This is a genomic window from Microbacterium sp. A93 (genome assembly GCF_051842835.1).
The window spans coordinates 126,391-144,680 of sequence record NZ_JBPXMT010000009.1; the positions used below are offsets into that span (position 1 = coordinate 126,391).

At 70.1% G+C, this 18,290-nt stretch carries 11 protein-coding genes and 1 riboswitch; of the genes, 6 read left to right on the forward strand and 5 right to left on the reverse strand.

The genetic code is table 11. The annotated features are described in order from the left end of the window. The first annotated feature begins 6 nt into the window (after positions 1-6). From ACSU1G_RS21815 to ACSU1G_RS21830, 4 genes are all read left to right on the forward strand, one after another. The gene (locus ACSU1G_RS21815) at positions 7-1,296 is read left to right on the forward strand and encodes an acyl-CoA dehydrogenase family protein (protein ID WP_439282123.1); all 1,290 of its coding nucleotides are present in this window, start codon (positions 7-9) and stop codon (positions 1,294-1,296) included. A gap of 178 nt (positions 1,297-1,474) precedes the next feature. Continuing rightward, a complete protein-coding gene (locus ACSU1G_RS21820; RefSeq protein WP_439282124.1) occupies positions 1,475-2,071 on the forward strand; it encodes a sigma-70 family RNA polymerase sigma factor in 597 nt (198 codons plus the stop codon). Then, positions 2,071-2,868: an anti-sigma factor domain-containing protein gene (locus ACSU1G_RS21825; protein ID WP_439282125.1), complete on the forward strand. Its 798-nt coding sequence runs from the start codon at positions 2,071-2,073 to the stop codon at positions 2,866-2,868. The genes ACSU1G_RS21820 and ACSU1G_RS21825 overlap by 1 nt, the downstream gene beginning before the upstream one ends. Before the next feature lie 67 nt (positions 2,869-2,935). Further along, positions 2,936-3,035, forward strand: a riboswitch (SAM riboswitch). A gap of 61 nt (positions 3,036-3,096) precedes the next feature. Next, the gene (locus ACSU1G_RS21830; RefSeq protein ID WP_439282341.1) at positions 3,097-4,500 is read left to right on the forward strand and encodes an LLM class flavin-dependent oxidoreductase; all 1,404 of its coding nucleotides are present in this window, start codon (positions 3,097-3,099) and stop codon (positions 4,498-4,500) included. A 184-nt stretch (positions 4,501-4,684) separates the two neighbouring features. Here the strand turns inward: ACSU1G_RS21830 and ACSU1G_RS21835 are convergent, their stop codons facing one another. After that, entirely contained in the window at positions 4,685-5,170 is a 486-nt protein-coding gene (locus tag ACSU1G_RS21835; protein ID WP_439282126.1) for a YtxH domain-containing protein, read from the reverse strand. Between the two features lie 185 nt (positions 5,171-5,355). Here ACSU1G_RS21835 and ACSU1G_RS21840 point away from each other — a divergent pair, with 185 nt between their 5' ends. Next, a complete protein-coding gene (locus ACSU1G_RS21840) occupies positions 5,356-6,510 on the forward strand; it encodes a winged helix DNA-binding domain-containing protein (RefSeq protein ID WP_439282127.1) in 1,155 nt (384 codons plus the stop codon). A gap of 74 nt (positions 6,511-6,584) precedes the next feature. Here the strand turns inward: ACSU1G_RS21840 and ACSU1G_RS21845 are convergent, their stop codons facing one another. Then, entirely contained in the window at positions 6,585-7,973 is a 1,389-nt protein-coding gene (locus tag ACSU1G_RS21845) for an NAD(P)-dependent malic enzyme (protein WP_439282128.1), read from the reverse strand. 102 nt (positions 7,974-8,075) lie between these two features. Then, a complete protein-coding gene (locus tag ACSU1G_RS21850) occupies positions 8,076-10,820 on the reverse strand; it encodes an HAD-IC family P-type ATPase (RefSeq protein WP_439282129.1) in 2,745 nt (914 codons plus the stop codon). 371 nt (positions 10,821-11,191) lie between these two features. Between ACSU1G_RS21850 and ACSU1G_RS21855 the strand changes: the two genes are divergently transcribed. Continuing rightward, on the forward strand, positions 11,192-15,520 hold the full coding sequence (locus tag ACSU1G_RS21855) for a LamG-like jellyroll fold domain-containing protein (protein ID WP_439282130.1): 4,329 nt from the start codon (positions 11,192-11,194) through the stop codon (positions 15,518-15,520). A 142-nt stretch (positions 15,521-15,662) separates the two neighbouring features. Here the strand turns inward: ACSU1G_RS21855 and ACSU1G_RS21860 are convergent, their stop codons facing one another. Further along, positions 15,663-16,766 carry an NAD(P)-dependent alcohol dehydrogenase gene (locus ACSU1G_RS21860; RefSeq protein ID WP_439282131.1) on the reverse strand — a complete coding sequence of 368 codons (1,104 nt, stop codon included), beginning with the start codon at positions 16,764-16,766 and terminating at the stop codon, positions 15,663-15,665. Further along, positions 16,763-18,274 carry an aldehyde dehydrogenase family protein gene (locus ACSU1G_RS21865; protein WP_439282132.1) on the reverse strand — a complete coding sequence of 504 codons (1,512 nt, stop codon included), beginning with the start codon at positions 18,272-18,274 and terminating at the stop codon, positions 16,763-16,765. Before ACSU1G_RS21865 ends, ACSU1G_RS21860 begins: the two co-directional genes overlap by 4 nt. Between the last annotated feature and the right edge of the window lie 16 nt (positions 18,275-18,290).

The window sequence follows — 18,290 nt, forward strand, 5'->3', positions numbered from 1 at the left end:
TTTCTCATGACGACCTTGCCGTCCCGCTACACCGCCCTGTCCGCCCGCTTCGCCCCGGCTTTCGCCGAGGTGGCGCAGGGGGAACTGGCCCGGGAGGCCGGCCGCCACCTTCCCTTCGCCGCTTTCGAGCAACTCCGGGAGCAGGGCCTGGGCGCCCTCAGCGTCCCGGAGTCCGCCGGGGGATTAGGGGCGGGCCAGGAGGACACCTACCGGCTGCTGATGGACCTGGCCGCCGTGGACGCCAACACCGCCCACCTGGTGCGCAGCCATCTCAGCTTCGTCCAGCACGTCCTCGCCCAACCCGATCCCGCCGCGAGGGACCGCTGGCTGGGGCGGATCGCCGCCGGGGAGGTGGCCGGCAGCGCCCTGTCCGAGGGGCGCGGCGCAGCACTGGGGGACGTCGGCACCACGGTCTCCCAGGACGAGACCGGACAGCTGCTGATCAGCGGCAGCAAGTACTACACCACCGGCAGCATCTTCTCCACGTGGGCCCTGGCCACGGCCCGGCTGGACCCGGGTCTTTCCCGCGCCCGCCGCCGCCAGCACGCCGGGTTCGCGCTCGCCGTGGTGCGCGTGCGCCAGCCACGGGTCACCGTCAAGGACGACTGGGACGGCTTCGGCCAGCGGCTCACCGGGACCGGGACCATGGAATTCTCCGGGGCGGGTGTCGAGGACCTGCTGGTGGTCCCCCCGGAGGACGGTGCGGTGCCGCTGCACCACGAGTCCACGCTGATGGCCCTGCTCGCCGGGATCGGGCGGGCCGCGCTGCGGGACGGGGTGGAGCAGACCCGGCTGCGCCGGCGCTCGCCGAACACCGGAGGGGGCCTGACCCCGCGCGATGACGACCAGCTGCTGGGGATCGTCGGCGAGATGTCCGCGCAGCAGGCGGCCGCCGAGGAACTCGTGCGGGCCGCGGGACGGGACCTGGACGCCGCGCTCGCGCTGGCGGAGGGCGCGCTGGAAGGGGCCGGGGCCGGCGTCGGGAATCTGAAGGGCAAGAAGGCGGAGCACGACGGCGGCGCGGCGGCCGAGGCGATGTACCGCGCCGCCCTGACGGCGCACCGGGCGCATGTGGTGGTGCCGCGGCTGGTCCTGGACACCTGTACCCGCATCTTCGACACGCTCGGCGCCTCCGCCACCAGCACGGACCTGCGGCTGGACCGGCACTGGCGCAACGCCCGGACCGTCGCGAGCCATGACCCGGCGGCCTTCATGGCCCGGATGGTCGGTGACTGGGAGGTCAACGGGACCCGCCCCGTCCCCTACCTGTCCACCGGGACCGCCGAGGCGTCCTGATCCCCGGGCTGCTCTCCCGGCACACCAGCCGGCACACCAGCCGGCACACCAGCCGGCACACCGAAGGAGATGCGGCTCGGACCCATCCGCGGCGGCCGCGGCTCCGAACACTGGATATCCCGCCGGATCCGGCGCGGGGCAGACACGGACAGGAGGCAGCGCCACTTAGGCTGAGGTGATGACGAGCGAGGCAGGGCCCACCGCCGGGCAACGCGGGCCCCAGGAGCGGGACCGCCACCTCGCGGGCCTGGTGCAGCGCAGCGCGTCCGGTGACCACGAGGCCTTCGCCGCGTTCTACGACGACGTGGCACCGGTGGCCTACGGGCTGGCCCGCAAGGTGGTGCGTGACGCGGACCTGGCCGCCGACGTCACCCAGGAGGCACTCATGGACGTGTGGCGCTCCGCGGACCGCTTCGACGCCGCGCGCGGCTCGGTGATCGGCTGGGTCTGCTCCATCACCCACCGGCGGGCGGTGGACCTGATCCGGTCCACCCAGGCCAGCCGGGACCGCGAGCAGCGGGCCGGGGTGGCCGCGTTCGACCGCGCCCATGATGACGTCGCCGAGCGGAACGAGGCCGTGGAGGACCGGGATCGCGTGAACGAGTGCCTCGGCACACTCACCGAGCTGGAGTACGAGGCCGTGACCGCGGCCTACTACGGCGGGCAGACCTACCGGGAGGTCGCCGAAGGCCTGGGCGCCAAACTGGCCACCGTGAAATCCCGGATGCGCAGCGCGCTGCAACGACTACAGGACTGTTTGGGGGTGGGTGCTTGATGAACCGCGATGGACACCGTGACGGGATCGATGGCGGGCAAGACGGCGGGATCGGCGGCGGGCCGGATGACGCGCTGCTCGCCGCCTGGGCGCTGGACGCCGTGGACGATCAGGAACGGCGTGACCTCGAACGGCGGCTGGAGGCCGACCCGGAGCTGCGGGCCCGCGCCGATGCCCTGAGCGGCACGGTCGCCCGGCTGGCCGCCAGCACGCCCGCCCGGCCCCCGGCCGGGTTGCGGGACCGCGTCCTGAGCGCCGCGGCCGGCACGGAACAGGACCCCGGCCCCGAGCGCTCCCGTCCCGCCGATCTGGACCGGCACCGCGCCCGACGCCGACCCGACCGGCGCCGCTGGTGGGTGACGGTGGCCTCGGCGGCCGCAGCGGCCGCCGTCGCCGTGGGCCTGTTGGTGACGCAGCCCTGGGTCGAGGCGCCCGGGATCTCCGAGGGCGAGCAGCTGACCGCCCTCGAACAGGTCCTGCAGGTGGACGGGGCACAACGCCTCGAGTCCGCCGTCACCGGAGGCGGAGCGGCGGAGGCCGCCATGGCACCCAACGGTGAGGCCGTGCTGGCCGTGCGGGACCTGCCGGATCCCGCCGACGGGCACGACTACCAGCTGTGGACCATCCAGGGTGAGCAGCCGCCCCAGCCGGCGGGACTGCTTCAGGTCCAGGGCGGCCGCGCCCTGGTCAGGATGCAGCAGGTCCCCGCCGGTGCCGCCATGGCCGTCACCGTGGAACCCGATGGCGGCTCGGAGGCCCCGACCACCGAGCCGATCGTGGTCTTGGCCGCGGGCTGAACCTGGAGTGACTCCTCGTGACGAGGCGGTTGGTACCGGACCGCCGGGGTGTGGTGCAATCTACAGGTAACCATCCAGAGCGGCTGAGAGATCTGGCTCGACGACGCCGCAGCAACCACCGGGCACATCGTGTACCGGACAGGTGCTACCGCCAGAACCGATGGAAGGAGCATCATCGTGTCTGTCCCCACCCCTGAATCCGCAGCATCCGCCCGCCTCCCCGAGGGTGTGCCCGTCACACCCGCCGGCCAGCGGGAGATCCTGTTCAACGCCTTCGACATGAACTGCGTGGCCCACCAGTCCCCGGGCCTGTGGCGCCACCCGGAGGACCACGCCCGCGACTACAACACGCTGGGCTACTGGACCGGACTGGCCCAGACCCTGGAGAAGGGCCTGTTCGACGGCCTGTTCATCGCGGATGTCCTCGGCCCCTATGACGTCTACGGCTCCTCGGACGAGGCCACCCTGAGGGCCGGCACCCAGGTGCCGGTCAATGATCCGCTGCTCGTGGTCCCGCCGATGGCCGCCGTCACGAAGAACCTCACCTTCGGGGTCACCGCCGGCACCGCCTATGAGCACCCGTACCCGTTCGCCCGCCGGCTGGCCACGCTGGACCACCTGACCGAGGGCCGCGTGGGCTGGAACGTGGTCACCGGCTACCTGCCGTCCGCCGCCATCAACATGGGCCAGGAAGACCAGATGGAGCACGACGAGCGGTACAACCACGCCGATGAGTACCTCGACGTGGTCTACAAGCTGCTCGAAGGGTCCTGGGAGGACGACGCAGTCCTGTATGACAAGGAGTCCGGCGTCTTCATCGACCCGACCAAGGTGCACCGGATCGAGCACGAGGGTGGGTACTTCAAGACCCCGGGCATCGCCTTCACCGAGCCCAGCCCGCAGCGCACCCCGGTGATCTACCAGGCCGGGGCCTCGACCCGCGGGCGCGCCTTCGCCGGCAAGCACGCCGAGGCCGTGTTCATCAACTCGCCCACGGATGAGCTGATCAAGGGCACCACAGCGAAGATCCGGCAGTCCCTGGCCGAGGCTGGCCGCGACCCCTACGACGTGCGCGTGATGTCCATGCAGACGATCGTCACCGGTGCCACCGACGCGGAGGCCCAGGCCAAGTACGAGGAGCTGACGCAGTACATCGACGTGGAGGGCGGACTGGTGCTGATGTCCGGCTGGATGGGCATCAACCTGGCCGAGTTCGAGCTGGACGAGCCGATCGGTGACGTCAAGTCCAACGCCATCCAGTCCGCCGTGGAGACTTTCAAGAAGGCCTCCGGGGACGACTCGATCGAGTGGACCGTGCGCAAGCTGGCCGAGTGGTGCGGCGTGGGCGGCTTCGGCCCGGTCATCATCGGTTCCGGGGAGACCGTGGCCCGCGAGCTCGCCCGGATCCAGGACGAGACCGATGTGGACGGCTTCAACCTCGCCTACCACATCACCCCCGGCACGTTCGAGGACATTGTGGAGTTCGTGGTCCCCGAGCTGCAGAAGATCGGCCGGTACAAGACCGAGTACACCGAGGGCACCATGCGCCACAAGCTCTTCGGCAAGGGCGACCACCTGCCGCTGAACCACTACGGCTCCGGCTTCGCCCTGCGGAACCGCGTCACCGCCTGATCCCTCGCCCTCCCCTCCCCGCGCATCATGTGACCGATGGATGTCACCACGGTGGGGGTCGGGTCACTCTGGGCCTGAAGGCGGCGTTGGAGAGGCCCACGGCGTGCTGGCAGGCAGAGACCCCGGCCCCCCGAACGGGGACCGGGGTCTCTAACGTGCTGGACCGTGGTGGGGCGGATCCGGATCAGTAGCGGTCGGGTCCGCCACCCTCGCTCTCGAGGGACTGGGAGGGATCCGAGAGGACGTCACCGTTCGAGGACTTCACGGTGGTGTCGCCACTGGAGGCGTTGGAGTCACCGGTGGCGTGCTTGCCGGCCGACTTCTCCGCGGCACTGGAGGCCTTGTCCGCCAGCCCCTGGGTCGCGTCGGAGCCCTTTTGGGTGGCCGTGTGGGCGGCGGCGTTGGCTTTGTCCGCCTTCTCCGCCAGGTTCGGGGCCTTGTCCTTCACGGCCTCCGTGGCCTTGTCGGCCAGCCCGGCGGCCCGCTCCGCCACCACGGGCGCCTGCTCCTTGACGGTGGAGGTGGCGCGCTGGACCTGCTCCTGCGTCTTCGGGTCATTCCAGAAGCTCTGCGCGTTCTTGGCGAACTTGTCCAGATTCTGCCGGCCTTCGCGGCTGCCCAGTAGGTAACCGAGGGCCGCGCCGATGCCGAGGGTGATCAATCGCTTCATGGTCTCTCCTTTGTGGCGTCCTCCCGGGGCGGGATCCACCGCTCGGGTATGTCCCGAGTCTTCACTCTGTGCGGACTCCGGTCAATCTGTACCCAGTGCAGTCTCGGGGCATTCCCAGCCGAATTTCAGGTTCAGCGGGCAGCAGCGAGGGCCCGTGGCACACTGTCCCCAGCGAAGGAGACCCCATGCTCACACTCACCCCACAGCTCGTGGCCCGCATGCGCCTGCTCGCCCAAGGACTGATCGAGCCCTGGCCCACGCCCGTGGAGGCCGCCCGGTCCCTGACCTGTACACAGGGCCAGGACTATCCGGGATCCACGATCTCCCTGGCGCTGCGTTCCGCCCCCGGCGGCTCCGGCCGCAGCACCGGGGGCACCAGTCGCAACACCACAGGAACGACGGCGGCCGTCCGGCAGGCGTACGACGCCGGCCTTATCGTCCGGTCCTGGCCGATGCGCGGGACGTTGTTCGTGGTGGCCTCCGAGGACCTCGGGTGGATCCTGGAGCTGACCGGCCCGAAGATGCTCACCGCCACGGGCCGCCGGCGCGAGGAGCTGGGCCTGGACCCGGGCACGCTGAGGACCGCCGAGGCCACCGCCGTCCGGGAACTCTCCGGCACCGGGCTGACGCGCGCCGGCCTGCTGGAGGCCTGGACGCGGGAGGGGATCGCGGTGGATTCCGGCCGCGGTTACCACCTGATCTTCTTCCTGGCCCTGACCGGGGTGCTGTGCTTCGGTCCCACCGAGGGCAACCAGCAGCGGATCGTGCTGGTCCAGGAGTGGATCGGCGCCCACGCCCCGTCCGGTCACGCCCCGTCCCCACCCGCCTCGTCCGCGCGTAGCCGGGACGAGGCGCTGCGGGAGTTGCTGCTGCGCTACCTGCGGTCCCACGGACCGGCCACCCTGGAGGACTTCTGCTGGTGGTCCAAGCTGGGCAAGACGGAGGCGCGGGCCGCGCTGCGCGAGATCCAGGGCGAGGCCCCGGACCAGCTGGAGGCGGCCGACGTCGGCGGCCGGGAGCACTGGATGGCCGCCGGACTGCCGGACCGGTATGCGGACCGGGCCCGGGCCACCGCCGCACCGCTGCTGCTGCCCGGATTCGATGAGATCGTGCTGGGCTACCAGGACCGTTCCGCCGTGCTGACAAAGGCCGAGGAGGCCCGGGTGGTGCCCGGCCGGAACGGGGTGTTCAAGGGCACCGTGCTGCACCGGGGCCACGCCGTGGGGACCTGGAAGCGGTCCACCCGCCAGGGGCACCCGGTGCAGGTGGAGCCGTTCGGCACCCTGCCGGGGCCGGTGCAGACAGCGGTGCCCCGACTCAGCGCGAGATGGCCGGGCTGAACCGGGGCACAGACTGCAGGGTGAGACTCAGCGGGTCTCAACCAGACCCAGCGAGGCTCACAGACCAGCGGGCCTCAGCCGCGCGGGGTGGCCACCCGCGCCACGGCCTCGGCCACCCGCACCGAGACCTCGGGATCGAAGACCGAGGGGATGATGAAGCTCGGGTTGAGCTCCTCGTCCGTGATGGTCTCGGCGATGGCCTGGGCAGCCACCACGAGCATCTCGTCCGTGATGTCCGAGGCCTCGGCGTCCAGCAGGCCGCGGAAGAAACCGGGGAAGGCCAGCACGTTGTTGATCTGGTTCGGGAAGTCGGAGCGGCCGGTGGCCACGATCGCGGCATGCCTCGAGGCGATCTCCGGGTGGACCTCCGGGTCCGGGTTGGACATGGCGAAGATGATCGAGTCTTCGTTCATCTTCTCCACATCCGCCTCGTCCAGCAGGTTGGGGGCGGAGACGCCGATGAACACGTCGCGCCCGGCCACGGCCTCCTTGAGGGAGCCGGAGAAGGCCTCCTCATTGGTGTGGTCCGCCAGCCACTGGCGGTTGGAGTCGGTGTGCTGGGAGCCGCGCTCGATGATGCCGGACCGTCCGGAGGCCACGATGTGGCGGGCCCCGGAGGCCATCAGCAGCTTGATGATGGCGGTGCCGGCCGCGCCGACGCCGGCCACCACGATCTTGACGTCCTCGATCTTCTTGCCGGTGAGCTTCAGGGCATTGGTCAGGGCGGCCTGGACCACGATCGCGGTGCCGTGCTGGTCATCATGGAAGACCGGGATGTCCAGCTCCTCGCGCAGGCGGGCCTCGATCTCGAAGCAGCGCGGGGCGGAGATGTCCTCGAGGTTGATGCCGCCGTAGGCCGGGGCGATCGCCTTGACGATGGAGATGATCTCCTCGGTGTCCTTGGTGTCCAGTGCCACCGGCCAGGCATCCACGCCGGCGAACTGCTTGAACAGGGCGGCCTTGCCCTCCATCACCGGCATGGCGGCCTCCGGGCCGATGTCTCCGAGGCCCAGCACGGCGGTGCCGTCCGTGACCACGGCCACGGTGTTCTTCTTGATCGTGAACTGGCGGGCCAGCTCCTTGTCCTCGGCGATGGCCATGCAGACGCGGGCCACGCCGGGGGTGTAGGCCCGGGAGAGGTCATTGCGGGTGCGCAACGGCACGCGCAGGGTGGTCTCGATCTTGCCGCCCTCATGGAGCTGGAAGGTGCGGTCCGTGATCTCGTGGACGGTGACCCCCTCGAGGGCTTCCACGGCGGTACGGACGGTCTCGGCGTGGCCCGCATCCACGGTGTCGCAGCTGACGGCCACGATCATGGAGCTGTGGTGGGACTCGACCACGTCCAGGGCGGTCACGGCCGCACCGGTAGCGGCCACCGCTGCGGCGAGGTCGGTGGTGGACGTAAAGGATACGGGCGTCTCGACCTGCAGGGTGATCGAGTAACCGGGGCTGGGTGCTGCCATGGGGATGCTCCTTGGATTGGGGATCCTACCGGGCGCTGGCCCGATTGCCGTCGTGACCACCTTCGCGGCCAACAACGATCTGAGTGTATCGGCGGCTTCTTACTACCCCACAGTTCGCGGCGTAACGTTGGGCGGCGACTGACCGTCCGTCACGGCATGCCGGCGCCGGTGCACCTGGTGGATACCCTCCAGTAACAGGCACGCCACGGCCCCGATGCCCACGGCGGCGACGGCCAGGTCCAGCGGCGGGAGCTCGAACTGGTGGAAGTCCCGGGACGCCGGGATGAGCAGCACCAACAGCAGCAGGACGTACGTGGAGGCCACGAGCGCCAGCTTGAACCGCGTCATCGGCCGGGAGATCAGGTTCAGCACCCACAGGCCCATCAGTGTCAGCGTGATGACGGAGGCGGTCTGGACCTGTTGTAGAGAGACGTCCCCCGGGACCACCCCCACGGCGCCCCCGGTGAACCCTTCGATCCCGGCGAACCAGCGGGCATAGCCGTTGACGGCCAGCATCCCCGCCAGGATGACCACTCCCGAGGGCAGGGCGAACCGCAGGGCCCGGCCCAGGAAACCGGGGACGTATCTGCGCTGGTTCGGCACGAGAGCCAGGAAGAACGTGGGCAGTCCGATCATCAGGAAGTCCACGGTGGAGGCCTGGCGGGGCAGCAGCGGATACTGCCAGGCCAGCAGGGAGAAGACCACGCCGAACAGCACGGCGTAGGCCGTCTTCGTCAGGTACAGGTGCGCCAGCTGCTCCATGTTGGCGATCACCTGGCGTCCCTCCGCGAGCACCTTCGGCAGGCGGGAGAAGCGGCTGTCCAGCAACACCATGCGGGAGACGGCCTTGGTGGCCGGGGCGCCGTTGCCCATCGCGATCCCCAGGTCTGCGGTCTTCAGCGCCAGGGCGTCGTTGATGCCGTCCCCGGTCATGGCCACCACGTGACCGGCCTCCTGCAGTGCCACCACCATGCCCTTCTTCTGCTCGGGGGAGACCCGCCCGAACACGGAGTGCTCAGCCAGGACTGCCCGGCGTGCCTCCGGATCCTCCGGAAGGTCCCGTGCGTCATAGCCGTCGCCCGTGACGAACAGGCCGACCTCCCGGGCGACCGCGGCCACGGTCCGGGGGTGGTCACCGGAGATCACCTTCAGCTCCACGTCCTGTGCGCGGAAGTACTCAAGGGTGTCCCGGGCGTCGTCGCGGACCTTCTCGCGGAAGGTCAGCAGCGCCACCGGCTCCAGCACCGGGGGCAGCGTCCCGGCCGTGCCGCCGAACCACGAGCCGTCCCCGGCCGGCCGGCGCGATCGGCACAGCACCATGGTGCGCAGCCCCCGGCTGGTGGTCTCGGCACACAACCCCTCGACCCGTTCCCGGGTCCCGGCCGCGCCGTCGGCAGCCGGCAGCAGGGCCTCCGGGGCACCCAGGACCCAGGCGCCGGCCACCGCATCCGGGAGGCCGGCAGCGCCGGGGTGCGCGCCGTCGTCGTGCCCCAGGCGGTGCTCGGCGGGCTCCTCCCGGTACGCCCGTGGGCGGGAAGGCGCCCCGAAGGCGACGGCGGACCAGCGCCGTTCCGAGGAGAAGGCCACCTGGGCGGTGGGAGCCTGGGCGGGCGGCGCGGTGAAGGGCGTGGCCAGGGCCAGCGCGGTGGGGTTGGCGTTGGCGTCCGCGCCGAACCAGGCCAGGACGTGGGCGCCGGCCTGCTGCAGGTCGTGGGCCTCGGTGAGGAAGGTGGCCTCGTCGAAGACGATCCGGCCCTCGGTGAGCGTGCCGGTCTTGTCCAGGCAGACGGTGTCCACGCGGGCGAGGATCTCGACCGCCGGCTGCTCCTGGATGAGGACCTCCTCCCGCGCCAGCTTGAGGGCGGCCACCGCGAAGGAGATCGTGGTCATCAGGGCCAGGCCCTGGGGGATCATGGAGGTGATCGCGGCCACCGAGGCGACCACGGCCGGCTCGAGCGCTCCGTGTTCCAAGGCCTGGGTCCACCCGCCGACCGCCTGGACCTGGCCGTTGACGATCACCGCGACGATCGGCACCAAGGCGATGGTCAGCCACTTCGCCACCGTGTCCAGCGCGCCGCGAAGCTCGGAGGGCACCTTGGCGAAGCGGCGGGCCTCGATGGCCAGCTGGGAGGCATGGGAGTCCGCACCGACCGCCGTGATCCTCACCAGCCCCGTCCCGGAGAGCACCGCGGAGCCGGAGAGCACCGGGTCACCCGGACGCTTGCCCACGGCGTCGGACTCCCCGGTCAGCAGGGACTCGTCGATGTCCAGGCCCTCCGAGGAGAGCACCACCCCGTCCGCGGGGACCTGATCACCACGGCGCAGCACCACGGCATCATCCAGCACGATCTCCTCGATGCGCAGCGCCCGCTCGGCACCGTCCCGCAGCACCTGCACGGCATCCTGGTGGAGCAGGGCGATCGCGTCCAGCTTGCGTTTGGCCGAGTACTCCTGGATCACGCCGATGACCACGTTGGCCACGGCGGCCAGGCAGAAGACGAGGTCGAACCAGCGGCCCAGCAGGATGATCGAGGCCGCACAGGCGGCGATCGCGAGGTTGAACAGCGTGAGGATGTGCACCCGCAGGATGGTCCAGATGGACCGGGAGGTGTCCCGCGGCTGCCGGTTGACCAGTTGTTTCTCCTCGCGGAGTACGACGGCGGCCCCGTCCAGTCCCACGGTCCGCAGGACCTCGTCGTCCGGTCGGGGCAGTGGGTCATGACCGCGGCGGTGCAGGTTCAGGTGGCGCTGGTGGTCCGGATGCCGCGGATCCGCCGGATGGTCCGGGGCAGCGGTACGGCCGGCACCCTCGCTGGCCGACTCGGCGGCGGTCTCCACCATGCTCATGATTCTCCCTGATGGGCGCGGTGCAACGGACGGCGCGAGCCGCCGTGGACCGGCCGGTGTGTGGTGCATTTCCCCTGTACAACGAACAACGTACGGGGCGAATCGCGCCGTGGCGTCACTCCGCAGGGGGATTCCGGGACGGTTCCGGGTCATCCCGGGGGGCAGGTCCGGGACGAGGCCGGGATAGGTCCGGGACGGGGCCGGGGCGGATCCGGGACGGGTCCGGGACACATCACAGCCCGGCCGGGGGTTCATGGTCTGGGCCCGGGCCGTTCACCCGGTTGAGGCTGGGTGTTCAGGCGACGCCCATAGTTTGTGCAGGTCAGCACGCACCTCACGGTTGTGCATCACTCGCAACAGAAGAATGGATCATGACTGCCAAGCGACTCCCCCTTGCCGTACTCGCCCTGTCCGTCGGCCTGACCTCCACCGGTGCCCTGATGCCGGTGGCCGCCACCGCGGCGCCCATCGCACCGGCCGTGCACACCGCCACCGCCCCCGCCGCCCAGGCTGCTCCGGCTGCTCCGGCCGCAGACCTGCTGGACGTCGACTTCGAGGACGGCACCCCGGCGGATGCCGCCCAGGACCGTCCGGTGGAGACCTTCGGCGCCCCACAGATCGGCGTGGACGGCACGCTGGCCCGCCAGGTCGGCGACTTCGACGGGGAGTCCGCGTACTCCTATGCGCTGACCGAGACGGACTACGGCCAGCTGGCCGACGGCTTCACGGTGGAATGCAACTTCAAGCGGGACGCCGCCGCCACCAGCGGTGAGGACACCCTGTGCGGGAACAAGGAGGCCGGTGGCTTCGCCATGGTGGTCAAGGGTGACCAGGCCGGTTTCATGGTGCACGTCAACGGCGGTTACACCTTCACCTGGGCGGACATCGTTCCTGACCGCTGGTACCACGCCACCGGCGTGTTCGACGGCGAGTCCGTCAAGTTCTTCCTCGACGGCGAGCTGGTGGCCGAGAAGGCCGTCAGCGGCCAGATGACCGTCCCGCCGAATGAGGCCGCGCACCATCTGGTGGTCGGTGCGGACTCCGGCCCCGGCAAGCCCGGTCAGCACGCGATCGCCAAGGTCGATTCGGCCCGCCTGTACAGCGCCCCGGCCAGCGCCGCCGAGGTGGCCGCGCTGAACGACGCCTACGCGGTCGAGGTCCAGGCCCCGGCCGCGGATGTCCTCAACGTGGACTTCGCCGACGGCACCTCCGCCGAGACCGCCCAGGGTCTTCCCGTGGCCACCCACGGTGCGCCCGTCATCGGCGAGGATCCGGCCCTGGGCCGCAACACCGCCACCTTCGACGGGGACGACGCCCTGCTGTACCCGCTGGGCGAGCAGTATGCCAAGCTCGGGGACTCGATGACCGTGGAGTGCGTGTTCCGCTACAACGGCGCCCTGCCGACCTCCGGGGAGACGAACCTCTGCGCCAACAAGGAGGCCGGCGGGTTCTCCATGACGATGTACGCCAACAAGCTGACCTTCGCGGTCAACACGGGCAGCTACCACAACGCCGGCATCGAGATCGAGCCCAACGAGTGGTATCACGCGGTGGGTGTCTTCGACGGTGATTCCCAGACCGTCAAGCTCTACGTCAACGGCGAGCTCGTGAGCGAGGTCCCGACCGGCAACGCCGAGATCAAGTGGCCGCCGAACGCCGGTGCCCACCACCTGGCGATCGGTGCCGACTCCTCCAACAGCGGTGCCCAGTTCCACTCCACCTCCACCATCGCCTCGGCCCGGATCTTCAGCGACTCGTTGGACGCCCAGCAGGTGGCGGCGCTGAACATCGACGCCTTCGGCGGATTGCGGGACCAGGAGGTCGAGCTGGCCGGGACCACGCCGGCCGCGGGCTCCACACTGACGCGTGCCACCGAGTTCGCGGTGGACTGGTCCACTCCGGGCCTCGTGGCCGCAGGGACCACCTACTCCCTGGACGGGGAGCAGATCGAGCCGGGGGAGATCATCGGCTCCGGCATGACCGCCGGTGAGCACGCCATCGTGGTCGAGGGCAAGACCGTGTTCGGCCTGCCGATCTCCGAGACCATCACGTTCACCTCGGGGTCCATCCCGGAGGGCGGAGGCACCGAGACCGGCCAGGGCCAGGGCAAGGTCACCCTCTCCGCCCGAGCCGTCAACCCGGATGGCGGCGACGTCACCACCACCTTCTACGCCGGACGGGCGGACGTCGCCGAGGGCGGTTTCCAGGGGCTGGTGGCCGAGACACCGACGTCCCTGAAGTTCGACTACACCGAGAACTCCGCCCTTGAGGGTGCCGGGGACTCCCTGATCGCCAGCCCGGGCGAGATCCCGTTCCAGCGCTTCGACGTGGCGGTGGGCGAGGCCGCCCAGGGCCAGTCGATCCGGTGGGCCGGCACCGCGGACCCCACCCGTGAGGTCAACCTGCTGGTGTGGAACACGGCGTCGGAAGAGTGGGACGAGGTGGCGGCGGGCCGCGGACTGCAGGAGAGCGAGCTCGTCCTGACCGGTGAGATCGGCGAGGACCACCTGAACGAAGACGGCGGTGCCGCCGTCCTGGTGGTGGGCGAGGACCCCTTCGCCGACGACCTGGAGAACGAGGTCCGCGACTCCTTCGAGGACCCTGCGGACTACGACTTCTCCATCGCCCACTTCACCGACACCCAGTACCTGGCCGAGGGCGCTGCAGAGGATGCGTACTCCGAGGAGCAGCAGGCCGTCTGGGCCGAGGCCTACACCTCGGTCGCCGACTGGATCGTGGCGAACGCCGAGGAGAAGAAGATCGAGTACGTGGCCCACACGGGCGACATCATGGAGAACTGGCACACGGGCACCCCGCGCGCTGACGAGGAGGCCTACCGCGAGATCGCGGTCGAGGAGTTCGAGTTCGTCTCGGAGGCCCAGAAGATCCTGGACGACTCCGAGATCCCCAACGGCGTGACCCCGGGCAACCATGACAACCGCTCCGGTGCGGACGTGGGCGCGGACAACCTCTACAACCAGTACTTCGGCCCCGAGCGCTACGAGGCGTTGGAGCAGACGCAGGGTTGGAAGGACGCCAACGCCACGTTCACACCGTGGAAGGAGGGGGACAACGACAACCACTACGACCTGTTCACCGCCGGCGGCCTGGACTTCATCGCCGTGTATCTCGGCTTCGACGTGACCGATGAGGAGATCGAGTGGGCCAGCGGGGTGCTGGAGGAGTACTCCGACCGCAACGCCATGATCATGACCCACGCCCAGCGCAAGCCCAGCACCAACCCGGACGGCCGTGGCGCGACGTTCTCCCATGACGGGGCCAAGATCGACGAGGGGCTGTTGCAGAAGCATCGCAACATCTTCCTGGCGCTGTCCGGCCACGAGCACGGCGTGGACATCGAGGTCCGCAAGGACGTGGGCACACAGGGCAACAACGTGGTCGAGTTGCTGGCGGATTACCAGTTCTACACGGTCTCGGCCGAGGAACTGGGCCTGACCGGGGTGGACGGCCGCTCGCCACAGGACATGCTGCAGTTCGGCTCCAGCTTCTTCCGGATGCTGCAGATCGACGTGGACAACGCGGAGCTGGCCGTGGACACCTACTCACCGCTGCTGGATGACTTCGGCGCCACGGAGTATGACGACCGGAACCGGTACAACGGCACCGAGGATGACACCCGTCTGCCGATCCAGTTGGAGACGCGCAAGACCTCCTTCGCCACCGACCAGATCATGGTCACCACCCCGACCGACGAGCAGATCGGTGAAGCGACCGCAAAGTCCGGGTGGCCGGCGTCGGTCGAGTGGGCCGGCCTGTCCGAGGGCGAGACGTACGCCTGGTACGCCACCAGCCGCGATGCCGAGAGCGGGGATGACCTGGAGGCTGGCGAGACCGGCCAGATGGGCGTCTTCACGGCCACGGCAGCCGGCACGGATACCGAGGCTCCCGAGCTGACCGTCCCGGACCATGCCACCCTGACGGTGGGCGACGCCTTCGACCCGATGGCCGGGGTCACCGCCACGGACACCGTGGACGGGGATGTCACCGGTGCAGTCCAGGTGATGGGCTCCGTGGACACCGCCACCGCGGGCACCTATGTCCTGAGGTATGTGGTCCAGGATGCCAACGGCAATCAGGCCACGGCGCCCCGCGTCGTGGTGGTGGAGGCCGCCGCGGTCCCGGAGCAGCCGGAGCCGGTGGAGGACTTCACGGACAACCCTGAGGGCTCGCAGTTCTACGCGCCGGTCCGGTGGATGCAGGAGCAGGGCATCACGACGGGGTACACGGACGGCACCTACCGCAAGGGCAAGGACATCTCCCGTGGCGAATCGGTGGCCTTCATCCACCGGTACATCGATCCGGAGGTGACGGGCGGTACCGAGGACTTCACCGATATCACCGAGTCCCATGGGTTCTTCGATGAGATCGTCTGGGCCGTCAACGCCGGCGTGACCACGGGATACGCGAACGGCACGTTCCTCCCGTACGACAGCGTGACCCGTGGTGAGTTCGCCTCGTTCCTGTTCCGTGCGGTGGAGCCGGAGGCGGGCGAGTGGGACGAGTCCTTCTCGGACGTGGCGGAATCGCACCCGCACCACGAGGCGATCTCGTGGCTGGCCTCGACCGGTGTCTCGACGGGCTATGTGGGCGGCACGTTCAAGCCGAATGACACGATCACCCGTGGCGAGGTCGCGGCCCTGATGCAGCGGTATGCCACGGAGGTCGCGGACCAGGGCTGACCCCGCCTCCAGCTTTGAGGGCAGAGATCACGAGTGATCTCTGCCCTCAAAGTGCAGGGCACGACGACGGCTGTCACCTGACCGTGGCCCCGCACCCTTTCCGTCCGGAAGGGTGCGGGGCCGCAGTCGTCCGCGGAACCGTCTACGGGATCAGCACCGGCTTGATGGTCCGGCCGGCGGACATGTCCGCCACCGCGGTGTTGATCTCGGACAGCGGGTAGGTCCGGACCAGGCGGTCCAGGGGGAAGCGACCCTGTCTGGCCAGGTCCAGGATGGCGGGGACGAGGGACTGGATCTCGGCGTCGCCGATGGTCAGCCCGTGGATCTTCCGGCCCGGGAGCATGAAGTTCACGTCCACCGGAACGGACTGGCCGAAGGGCGGGGCGCCCACGATCGCTACTTCACCCTGTGCGCGGGTGCACTGCACCGCCTGCCCCAACACTGTGGTGTTTCCCGTGGCCTCGACCACCCCGTGCGCACCGCCGCCGGTGATTTTCTGGATCGCGGCGACCACGTCATCCACCTGGGCCGGGTTGACGGTGTGCGTGGCCCCGAGCTCCCGGGCCAGTTCCAGCCGCTCCTCCACGAGGTCCACCGCCACGATCCGGGTGGCGGGAGACAGGGCAGCCGCCATGATCGCAGCCAGTCCCACCGTGCCGACTCCGAAGACCACCAGACTCTGACCCGGACCCGGCTGCAGGGCGTTCCACACAGCACCCGCGCCGGTCTGGACGCCGCAGGCCAGCGGCGCCAGCTGTTCCCAGGGTAAGTCCGCCGACACCTTGACCACATTGCGTTCTCCGGCGATGGCCGCCGTCGCGAAGGACGACTGGGCGAAGAAGTGTCCGCCGAGCTCCGCCCCGTCCCGGGTGATGGGGGAGCTGCCGTCCGCCCGCCGCCCGCCGAGCAGGTTGTCCGGCAGCCATCGTTCACAATAAGCGGGATGTCCGCTCCGGCACCCTTCGCAGGCGCCGCAGGACGTGAAGGACAGGACGACCCGATCCCCGGGGGCCACGGTGGTGACGGCGGCACCGACCTCGCGGACGATCCCGGCCCCCTCATGGCCGAGTACGCCGGGCAGGGGGAAGGGCAGGGCCCCGGAGGCCACGGTCAGATCCGTGTGGCAGAGGCCGGCGGCCTTGATGTCCACCAGGACCTCGTGGTCCTGGAGCACATCCAATTCCACGTCCTGGAGGGCGAAAGGCGCTCCTCCGGACTCGGTGACGGCTGCGGTGATGGTGGTCATGACGGGTCCTTTGCAGTGCCGGCGGTGTCCTGTTCGGGGGCCGGCTCGAGGGCGATGATGACGGACTTGGTCCGGGTGTAGGCCTCCATCTGCTCGGGGCCGTTCTCCCGGCCCCAGCCGGAGGCCTTGACGCCGCCGAAGGGCATCGCGGGATCGAGCATCCCCCAGGCGTTGACCCAGATGATGCCGGCCTCCAGGGCGTCCGCCACGCGGTGCGCGCGGGAGATGTTGCCCGTCTGGATGCCGGCGGCCAGCCCGTAGTCGGTGCTGTTGGCCAGCTCGATCGCCTCCTGCTCCGTCTCGAAGGGCTGGACGGTGAGGACCGGCCCGAAGACCTCCTGCTGGACGGCCTCGGCGGAATTCGCGACGTCGGCCAGGACCGTCGGGCGATAGAAGAATCCGCCGTTGATCTCGGCCGGCTCGCCACCGGTCACCACGCGCGCCCCGGAGGCCTTGGCCTGCTCGACGGCGGCCGTGACCTTCTCGAGCTGGCTGCGGTTCGCGAGGGGGCCGATGACGGTGCCGGGGTCCTTCGGGTCACCGAACGGCACGTGGGGCACCGCGCCAGCCAACGCCTCGAGGACCTGGTCATAGACGCTCCGCTCCACCAACAGTCGGGGACCGCCCATGCAGAACTGACCCGTGTTGAAGACGAAGGCTGAGATGGAGGTCTCCACGGCCTGGGCGAGATCGGCGTCCGCGAAGACGATGTTCGCGGCGTTGCCCCCGAGTTCAGCGGTGATCGGCCGCAGCGCCTGCCCGGCCACGGCGGCCACATGGGCGCCGGTCTGGGTGGACCCGGTGAAGGCCACCTTGGCCACCTTCGGGTGGGCGGTCAGGTGGTCGCCCAGGTCCGAGCCGTAGCCGGTGACCACGTTGTAGACCCCGTCCGGGACGCCGGCCTGGCTCAACAGCCGTGCCGTCAGCAGGGCCGAGAGCGGGGTGTCCTCGGCCGGCTTGTGCACCACGGTGTTCCCGGCGGCCAGGGCCATGGCGATCTTCGAGGTGGAGAGGATCAGGGGGAAGTTGAACGGGGTGATGGCCGCGACCACGCCGAGCGGTTCCCGTTGGGTGTAGGCGTGGGCGGGCAGGGGGACGCGCCGCACCGCGCCGTCCAGGTGTTGGGCCAGGGATGCCGCGTACTCGTAGGTGTCCGCGGCGGTGTTGACGTCCACGGCACGGGCCAGGCTAATGGGCTTGCCCACGTCCAGGCTCTCCACCTGGGCGATCTCCTCGGCGTGCTCACGGAACAGTTGGGCCACCTGAATCAGCACCCGGGACCGCTCTCGGCCGGACAGCCGTGACCAGACGCCGCTGCGGAAGGTGGCGTGGGCCGCGTCCACGGCGGCGTCGACGTCTGCGGTGGTTCCGGCGGGAACGGTGGCGACCTGCTGGGCTGTCGCTGGGTCCAGCACGGGGAGGGTGGCGGAACCGGTGCTGGCCGCCGCTGCGCCGTTGATGTAGTGCTGTGCCTCGCGCAGGTGGTCGGGGAGACGGTACTCGGTCATGGTGTGGGCCTTTCGC

Coding starts and splice junctions, on each gene's coding strand:
- ACSU1G_RS21815 (WP_439282123.1), top strand. CDS start 7: ATGACGACCTTGCCGTCCCGCTACACCGCCCTGTCCGCCCGCTTCGCC.
- ACSU1G_RS21820 (WP_439282124.1), top strand. CDS start 1,475: ATGACGAGCGAGGCAGGGCCCACCGCCGGGCAACGCGGGCCCCAGGAG.
- ACSU1G_RS21825 (WP_439282125.1), top strand. CDS start 2,071: ATGAACCGCGATGGACACCGTGACGGGATCGATGGCGGGCAAGACGGC.
- ACSU1G_RS21835 (WP_439282126.1), bottom strand. CDS start 5,170: ATGAAGCGATTGATCACCCTCGGCATCGGCGCGGCCCTCGGTTACCTA.
- ACSU1G_RS21840 (WP_439282127.1), top strand. CDS start 5,356: ATGCTCACACTCACCCCACAGCTCGTGGCCCGCATGCGCCTGCTCGCC.
- ACSU1G_RS21845 (WP_439282128.1), bottom strand. CDS start 7,973: ATGGCAGCACCCAGCCCCGGTTACTCGATCACCCTGCAGGTCGAGACG.
- ACSU1G_RS21850 (WP_439282129.1), bottom strand. CDS start 10,820: ATGAGCATGGTGGAGACCGCCGCCGAGTCGGCCAGCGAGGGTGCCGGC.
- ACSU1G_RS21855 (WP_439282130.1), top strand. CDS start 11,192: ATGACTGCCAAGCGACTCCCCCTTGCCGTACTCGCCCTGTCCGTCGGC.
- ACSU1G_RS21860 (WP_439282131.1), bottom strand. CDS start 16,766: ATGACCACCATCACCGCAGCCGTCACCGAGTCCGGAGGAGCGCCTTTC.
- ACSU1G_RS21865 (WP_439282132.1), bottom strand. CDS start 18,274: ATGACCGAGTACCGTCTCCCCGACCACCTGCGCGAGGCACAGCACTAC.